This window comes from Syntrophomonas sp. UBA5494, from assembly GCF_002426325.1.
The window spans coordinates 1-8,373 of sequence record NZ_DIPG01000005.1; the positions used below are offsets into that span (position 1 = coordinate 1).

Here is an 8,373-nt window from a genome sequence, read left to right on the forward strand (position 1 = left end):
TACCTGAAAAAAGACGCCCCGGTGGCAAAAGACAAAACAACCGCGGCCTAAGTCCGCTCCTAATAAGGAATCATCCTGGCGGGGGTTTTTTCCCCCGCCTTTTCTTATATGGGCAATAGGGGACGGTTGGAGGGTTCTCTCGTATTTGACTTTGTGCCCAGATGACAAAAAGAAGCGGCCACTTGAACCGCTCCTTTTTGTAAAAGGCACACTACTCATTCTCATTCAAGGTTATTTCTTTATTTCCATCTCCCAGTTGTTTTTCTGGTCCACATTCATGACCACGGTATAGCCGCAGGATCTGGCCAATTTGCCGACATTTTCTTTTGATTCCGCACTGTCGCCAACAATCTGGAGCTCAGCCAGGCCCTGGTCGATCAGCTTCTTGGTCTTCACTACCGGTATGGGACAGCTTAGCCCACGTACATCCAGCTTTTCCAACTGATAATCCCCCCTATTCTTCACGGTATGCATAACCGATTACCAGCATAATTAAAATTCCTGCCACACAGGCAATTTGCCCGAACAAATTGGGTCCGCCGATCAATGCGGGGGCTGCAGCCGTGGCTGCTGCCATGGCTGAACTGGCCAAACCGAAATTATGAATGAAACCAGCCCCTACGATCATGCCTATCACTACTGCAGCAGCATCCATATCGCCCTGTCCGGACAAGATCAGCTGGCGCAAAGGACAGCCTCCCAGCAAGGTGGCGGTCAAACCTACCAGATATAGACCCAGGAAATTCCAGAGGTGATTGCTGTGGGCGATGGGCTGCCCGGCAAAACCGGTTTTAAAGTATCCAAAACCGATGTTTAAAGCCAGCGCCCCGATAAATATCCCGATAAATCCTAACAAAAGAGTATTGTCCTTGATCAACATGAAATCCCTTATGCCTCCGCTCAAGCACAGGCGGCTGCGCTGGGCCAGGAATCCCACTATGATTCCGGCCCCCAGGCTGAACATAAGAGCAGCATGCATGCTGCCGGGGCCTTTTTGACTGAAGAACAGCGGTCCACCTGCTGCCTGATTAAATATCGTGCCCTTGAGCAAAAGATAGAGGAAGAACAGCATCAGGACCGGCATCACCCATCCTCCGAGGGGCGAACTGCTGATTTTGGCCCGGCCCAGGTCAAAACCCTTTTTCAGGAAAAATACCCCGCTGCCAACCCCAAAAATGAAACCGATCAATCCGACTAAAGCATTATAGTCTCCGCCAGCCATGCGCAAAATATCACGCAGCGGGCAGCCCAGAAATACCAGGGCTCCTACCATCATAAAAACTCCCATGAAAAAGCGCAGCAGGGTAGCCGAACCCCCCCGGGCTTTATATTCGCCGGCAAATAAAGCAGTCAAAGCGGCTCCCAATACCAGGCCGATGATTTCAGGGCGCATGTACTGCACTGTAGCGGTTTGGTGCAAACCCAGCGCTCCGGCGATGTCCCGCTCAAAACAAGCGATACAGAAACCCATATTAGCCGGGTTCCCCAACTTGACCAGGGTGACTGCAATCGCGCCGATAATCAACCCGGTCCCCAATACAAACCATTTGTTCCGATCCAAACCCATACCTCCCATCACATAACTATATGTTATATTTTTTATTACATATAATCATATTCTACAATGGGCCGGTTATTCCTCTCTTAAAAATAGCAAGATAACAGTTATTTCAACATTTATCATAGATAAAATAAAACGCCCTTGATTATCAGGCGTTTCAAATAGAATCGTGATTATACAGTTAAAAAATCATATTCCGGGCTCTATGTTATTCAATGCCGCCCCCTCAACCGGACATTATGGAATAGTACCAAAACAAGATGCCCGCTCTCCTGCCCTGAGCAGAAGCATGTCTCTAAATGTCGACCCCGGGAGGGTTTTAGACTTGCTGGCTCTTCAGTTTGAGCGGTAAAGCCGGATCGGTTATGGCCCCGATCTTAGCGGCAAAACTGGTTTTTTGGACAACATCCCGGTCTGTAATAAGATGGACGTCTAATAAACCTTCACATGTATAGCCGGTCTTCAGGTAATTCATCTCTGCCAGGGCTTGACTCCAACCGTTGAGCCACTGCTTCAACAAGCCGCACTTTTCACTGTCTCCATCAATATGGATTATCAGGTCAATATCGCTTCCCGGACCAGCGGTGCCGTTACTGGTGCTGCCGATTATGTAAGCCGCTTTTACTCCCAAGATTTCTCCATCAAGCTGTTCACCGATACGCTCCGCCATATACAGCCTCCAGCGCCAATAACGGTCATCATAGCGATAGCCTTCAGTCCGGGGCAGCGGTTCGACCAGATGCGACCAATCCGGGGACTCATGCAGGGGCCCACTGGTGGCATCCCCCAGATAACCCAGGGCCTCTCCCAATTCGGCATTCATATTAATGTGCAAGATACTGCCGCGACTGGCCTCCATCACATCGATGACCCTTATTACATCCTCCAGGTGCTTGTAGCCGGGCAGAAGCTGAGCCAGGATATTGGGAGATCTAATCAAAAATTTTTCATTGAATTGAACGTTCTTATCATCAGGATAAAGGGGTATATAACGGATATTGGCTTCCACCAAGTCCTGAAAGAAATGCGTACCGAAGGACAATTCGGGAACGTAATTGGAACGCTTGCGAGCGATCTCGATCAAGGCCGCGGTGTTGTTGATGTCCGCATAAGTAACCTGCACGCCCATTTTGATATCCCCGCGGCTTCCCCAGCGGCCTGGGCCCATTAAGATGAATCGTCTGCGGGGGAGCATAACGTTCAGCATGCCTACCGCTTTGCCGACATCGACCAGCTCTGTCAAACTCTGCAGTCTGCTGTAGGCTTCAGGGTCCACAAATACCACATGGGAGATATTCTGCACCAAACCGTTGGTTATATAGCGCTGGGCAGTAAAAATGATCTTGTTTTTAGGTATATCCCGGGGCAGGGGCGCCGGAACAGCGTCTTCCCCAAATCCCTGGGGGCGGCACTGCAAAAGGTAAAAATCCTGGCCGTCTGAAGCAAATTCGATGTCTACCGCAGTTCCCATCTTTTCCTGTAACACCTGCAGGATCTGGCCAATTTTTCTTATAAACGGCGTGGCGGCAATAAGACCTTCAAAATTAACCACCAGATCCTCTTTTTCGAAGTCGATCTGGAAGGCATTCAAGCATTCCACATAGTTCTCGCGATAGGCTGACAGGAGATGGTGTGCGAAGGGTATTTCAGGGCCGTAATGCTTTAACAGCTCAGCAATGGGTACGGTTTCAAAGCTATTGGTCTCCAGGTTGATGACATCGACCTTCTTGGGTGAATAGTACTTGATCTCCTCAGGGACTATGTTAACCCGCAGATCAGGCTGACCAGGTGCGATCAAAAAAGGAAAATCGTCGCTCAAACGATCCACGGCCCGGGTTCCCAAACCCATCACCAGACGGATCAAACCGTCTTCCCGTTTTAGGCGCGGCGACCAGCGAAATTCGTTGTTGTTTACCGCGATCCCGGAATAAAGCGGCATAAAATAAGGGCCCATCTTCTTCCCTACCACCTGCTGTATCATGATTCCCATTTCTTCGTGAAAATCCAGCAGCCCGCGCTCGGCCCGGTAACGGATCGAATCCGGACCGTAGACTGAAGCGTAGACCTCAACTATAGCCCCCATCAGCGCATCCAGGCGCTGCTTCTTGCTGCCCCGGTTGGCCAGAAACAGGCTTTTGTACTTGCCGGAGAAAGCAGCTCCCATCTGATCTTCCAACAAGGAGGAACTTCTGACGATCAAGGGCACATCACCGAAATCGTCCAGGGCCATAGCCAGGCTCTTGACGATGCCCTGTGGAAACTTGGCGTTCTTCAGCATCTGAATGATATTGGGGTAATCCATGCGGATCTCTTGCAGGTCTTTATACTTCTGCTCGTTCAGTCCTTCTAAATTATTGTAATGCAGAAATTCGGTGAGTTCATCGGTGGTAATGCACCAGGTTCGGGGGATTTTAACCTCGGCCAGTAGGGGGTGGTTGTGGCTTTCTCTTTTTAGAATCTGCTGGGCCAGAAACAGGCCGGTGCTCTTCCCCCCGATTTTACCGTGGCTTTCCTCCGGGTAAATGAGGCGTTTGACCACCTCATAAAACTGGCTTATACCGATATACTGCTTGGCCACCCGGATGAAGTCAAGGTTGTCGGATAAGAATCTTCTTATCAAGGCCACTTCCAGCCAGCGCTCGGTGGCGGAATAGAGCATATTGCTCTCCCCCGCGATATTGCGGTACCGTTTTATGGCCTCAACGATTTCCCCCAGGGAAGTGTCGATGCGGTCCACGGTCTTGATGAGATCATAGGCCTTTTGTTCTTGAATCCAGCGGTTCAAGCGCAGTGAGATTTCCTGGTCGCTGAAATGCCGGGCGGCGATTTGAAAGGTCTTTTCGCAAATGGTGTTCACATTGCCCAGAGGCACCCGGGCACTGGGGTAATTGACCTCCCCGCGGCTGAATGAGTCCTGCCACCCCGGGCTGAAGTCATTGAGCAGGTTTCCGGCTTCGGCGACCCCGTTCCAGTACAAGTGGTTGATCATCTTGCGGCTCACATGCAGAAGCATATCCGGATCGGTACGGCGCAGCAAGTCCAAAACGACCATCCACTCGTGTTCTAAATGACGTTCGGTAAAACCCAGGCGAGGCCGGTTCCATTCCTGCAGGACTTGTTTGAGGCGGCGGTGAAACAGGGTCTGGCCAATTCGTTCGGCTATCGTTTGAATCAGTTTGCGTTCTTTGTCCAGAAAGGTCCCTTCCTCACTGGAAGGAACCGATTTGGTATAGACCACCTCTATGCTGCCCACGATCGCATCGTCTATCTTTATGGGGCAGTTCAAAAGCAGTTTTGACTTACAGTAACCCGGAGTCTGGTAACTGTTGCTGTCGAAGAGGATTCTGGCCTCGCACACCTCAGGGTATTGCCAGCCAGAAGGAATAACTTCAATGACCCCCGCAAGCATTTCCCCCGGGGAGAGGCGCTGATTGTTTAGAATCTCATCAACCTGATAGAGGCAATTGAGTTCTTTGGCCCGCTCCTTGAGGATGTGAATGGAGTGTTCGTCTAACAAGTCACTATCCCGCATGGCAATCCCCTGTCCTTTTTTCCTATACCCAACCCCTCATTCTCACGGCCTGCACTACACGGTTGATGGCTATAACATAAGCGGCATCGCGCATAAACATATTGTGCTTTTTAGCCAGATCATTTACAGCGTGGAAAGCGGCGGTCATTTTGGCATCCAGCTTGGCCAGGACTTCATCCTTCTCCCAGTAGTAGTTGGCGTTGGACTGCACCTGTTCAAAGTAACTGCAGGTGACACCGCCAGCATTGGCCAGGAAGTCGGGTATCAAGAAAATTCCTCTTGCTTTGACAACCTCATCGGCATCGGGGGTGGTCGGTCCATTGGCCCCTTCTACTATCATTTTAACCCGCGGGCTGATTTTATGTACGTTTTCAATCGTTATCTGGTTTTCCAGAGCGGCCGGGAATAGTATATCGACATCCTGCTCCAGCCAGGCATTGCCGTCAAGGATTTCACAGCCTACTGTTTTAGCCTTTTCCTTGTCTATGCTGCCGAAGGCATCGGTTATTTCCATCAGTTTGGCGCTGTCCAGGCCGTCTTCACATTTGAAAGTGTAGGATTTCTTGTCGGTGTTGTCCCAGCAGGAAATCGCCACGACCTTACCGCCCATCTTGCTGTATAATTCGGCCGCGTACTGGGCGACATTGCCAAAGCCCTGGAAGCTGGCACAGGTTTCCTCGGGTTTTATCCCCATTTCTTTTAAGGCTTCACGCACAGTATAGACCACACCATAACCGGTAGCTTCGGTTCTGCCCAGAGAACCGCCCAATCCAACCGGCTTGCCGGTAATAAAGCCCGGGTATCTTCCCCCATGAATCGTTTCGAATTCATCCAGCATCCACAGCATATGCTGGGCATTCGTCATCACGTCAGGAGCAGGCACGTCCAAATCCGGTCCGACATCGCGGGCTACCTTCCTGACCCATCCCCGGCACAGTCTTTCCTGTTCATTTTTGGTCAGATTGCGCGGGTCACAAATGACTCCGCCTTTGCCGCCTCCCAGCGGAATGTCGACCACGGCGCATTTCCAGGTCATCCACATGGCCAGGGCGCGAACCGTGTCAGCAGTCTCCTGGGGATGGAAGCGAATGCCGCCTTTGGCCGGGCCGCGGGCATCATTGTGTTGAACTCTGAAACCTTGAAAAACCTGGGTACTGCCATCATCCATGCGCACAGGGATAAGGAAATGATATTCCATGGCCGGCTGCCGCAAAAGGGCTCGGGTTGCTTCATCCAGGCCGATTATCTCAGCAACCCGGTCGAATTGTGCCTGGGCGTTAACAAAGGGATTGTAACTTGTCTCACTCATTTGAATCTGCTTCCTCCTTGTAGCATATTCGGGTTTGGTTGACTATGCCAATTATATAACTCAGGCGTCAAATTGTGCGCAAAATCGTTTAATGTATACAATATACCCCTACATAGAAGGCCGCTATCCAAATATTCTATTGTCCAGGCGTGGAATTTTCAGGATATTTGATGGAAATTATCTGCCAGTTAATATCTCCCCGGGGTGCTTTTATGGTGACAGAGGCTCCTTTGCTCTTCAGCAGCAAGGCACTTCCCATGGGGGAAAGTATGGAAATGTGATGGCTTTTTACCCGCTCTTCATACAACGGCAGGATCTCCAATATTTGCCTCTTTCCGGTTTCGGGATTTATAAGCTCCACCTGGCTGCCCATAATGACAAACGGCAATTCGTTATTTGATTTTTCAGAGCGAATAGAATTCTCAAGGAATGCCTCCAGCTGCCTGACATAGAGATCCAAAAGGTTTACCACCTGTTTGCGCTCTGGAGAAATCTGTGGGAAATAGTCATGTACCCATTGACTGCGGTTTTCTTCAACCGCTACCAGGTGACGCAGCAGGTTCTCATAAGTTTGTGATTTAATCGCACGCTGAACCACTCGAAACCCTCCCTCTCCCCATACATTTAATGGTAATCATCATTCCATAATAATTAGGTACCCGGCCTCACGGCTGGGTACCTATTACGTTTTAGTATACTGTATACAGTAGGAGCATGTCAATACTAGCAGCATTTTCCATCGGATACAGAATTTTATAGCCGGGTCTGGCTTAGATTTTAGCCGTCCAGATAATTTCAAACCTAATAAAAAACGGGTGATTCAGGGGGGAATTTTGAAGGTTCGCCCTGATCACCCGTAGAAGTAGGCAAAAGGTTAGATTTTACACAGGTTTCAAGCTTAGAATCTTGATGTCTAATTATAATGCAACTTATGTGCCAACTTCACAGCAAAAAGTATTTCATAATATGCAAAAGCAAAAACGCCCCAAATTGGGGCGCTGGTCCATTATACCAGAAGAGGTCGAAAAATACTGCTGCGGTAATGTGTATCAAATTTGCATCATTTATTAGACATGTGTCGAAAAATGATACAGATTTGCTACAATTGTCCAGTTATTAGTTGATTATCTGACATTCCTTCATCTTCCGATACAGTGTGCTGCGGGAAATGCCCATCTCTATAGCAGCCTTGCTGATGTTGCCGCCGTGCATATCCAGAGCCTGAATGATCCGCTTTTTTTCCTGCTCAAGGGCAAACAGCTTACGGGTATGGCGATCCCCCAGATATCCCGGGGGCACGACACTGCTATTGTCCAGCCACTGTTGGCGCTTGACCGCGGTATCAACCTCCATTTTTATGATCTCCCGAGGAAGGTGATCTATAGTAAGCCGGGAATCATCGGCAACCAGGAGCATTCTTTCCACCACATTCTGCAATTCCCGAATGTTGCCCGGCCACTGGTAAGCCTCCAGATAATTGTAAACCGCATCATCGACAGAGATTATACGGCGGCCAGTCCGGCCTGACATTTCTTTGAGGAAGTGATTGAATAATAATCGAATATCGCCAGGGCGCTCCCGCAGTGCGGGAATATTAATCCTGACCACATTGAGGCGGTAGTAAAGGTCCACCCTGAACCGGCCCTGGTCGACCAGTTCCGGGAGGTTATGGTTGGTCGCCGCAATGATCCTTACATCCACCTTGATAGGGCTGTCTCCTCCCACACGCAGAACAGCTTTTTCCTGCAGAGCCCGCAGCAAGACGGCTTGCTGTTCCAAAGGCATGTCGCCGATCTCATCCAGCAAAAGGGTGCCGTGATTGGCCAGCTCAAACTTTCCGGGGCGTCCTCCGCGCCTGGCCCCGGTAAAAGCCCCTTCAACGTAACCGAACAACTCGCTGCCCACCAGTTCTCTTGGCAGTGCGGCGCAGTTTATGGCCACAAAAGGACCGTTTTTACGGGCGCTCACGTT

The 8,373-nt window shown here is 50.1% G+C and carries 6 protein-coding genes; all 6 read right to left on the reverse strand.

Annotated features, from left to right (window positions below; all coding sequences use genetic code 11):
• Window positions 1-231 precede the first annotated feature (231 nt).
• Window positions 232-465 (reverse strand): sulfurtransferase TusA family protein, encoded by a 234-nt coding sequence (locus tag B3W37_RS00520; RefSeq protein WP_483169856.1) that lies wholly within the window; start codon window positions 463-465, stop codon window positions 232-234.
• A complete protein-coding gene (gene yedE, locus B3W37_RS00525) occupies window positions 455-1,567 on the reverse strand; it encodes a YedE family putative selenium transporter (RefSeq protein WP_483174466.1) in 1,113 nt (370 codons plus the stop codon). The genes B3W37_RS00520 and yedE overlap by 11 nt, the downstream gene beginning before the upstream one ends.
• 313 nt (window positions 1,568-1,880) lie before the next feature.
• Complete coding sequence (locus tag B3W37_RS00530; protein WP_483174467.1) at window positions 1,881-5,093, reverse strand: PEP/pyruvate-binding domain-containing protein; 3,213 nt, start codon at window positions 5,091-5,093, stop codon at window positions 1,881-1,883.
• A 22-nt stretch (window positions 5,094-5,115) separates the two neighbouring features.
• On the reverse strand, window positions 5,116-6,402 hold the full coding sequence (locus B3W37_RS00535; RefSeq protein WP_483169853.1) for a Glu/Leu/Phe/Val family dehydrogenase: 1,287 nt from the start codon (window positions 6,400-6,402) through the stop codon (window positions 5,116-5,118).
• Between the two features lie 136 nt (window positions 6,403-6,538).
• Window positions 6,539-7,000: a GreA/GreB family elongation factor gene (locus B3W37_RS00540; RefSeq protein ID WP_483174468.1), complete on the reverse strand. Its 462-nt coding sequence runs from the start codon at window positions 6,998-7,000 to the stop codon at window positions 6,539-6,541.
• A gap of 518 nt (window positions 7,001-7,518) precedes the next feature.
• Window positions 7,519-8,373 (reverse strand): sigma-54 interaction domain-containing protein (locus tag B3W37_RS00545; RefSeq protein WP_483174469.1); only part of this gene is annotated, 855 nt, incomplete at its 5' end.

Coding starts and splice junctions, on each gene's coding strand:
- yedE (WP_483174466.1), bottom strand. CDS start 1,567: ATGGGTTTGGATCGGAACAAATGGTTTGTATTGGGGACCGGGTTGATT.
- B3W37_RS00530 (WP_483174467.1), bottom strand. CDS start 5,093: ATGCGGGATAGTGACTTGTTAGACGAACACTCCATTCACATCCTCAAG.
- B3W37_RS00535 (WP_483169853.1), bottom strand. CDS start 6,402: ATGAGTGAGACAAGTTACAATCCCTTTGTTAACGCCCAGGCACAATTC.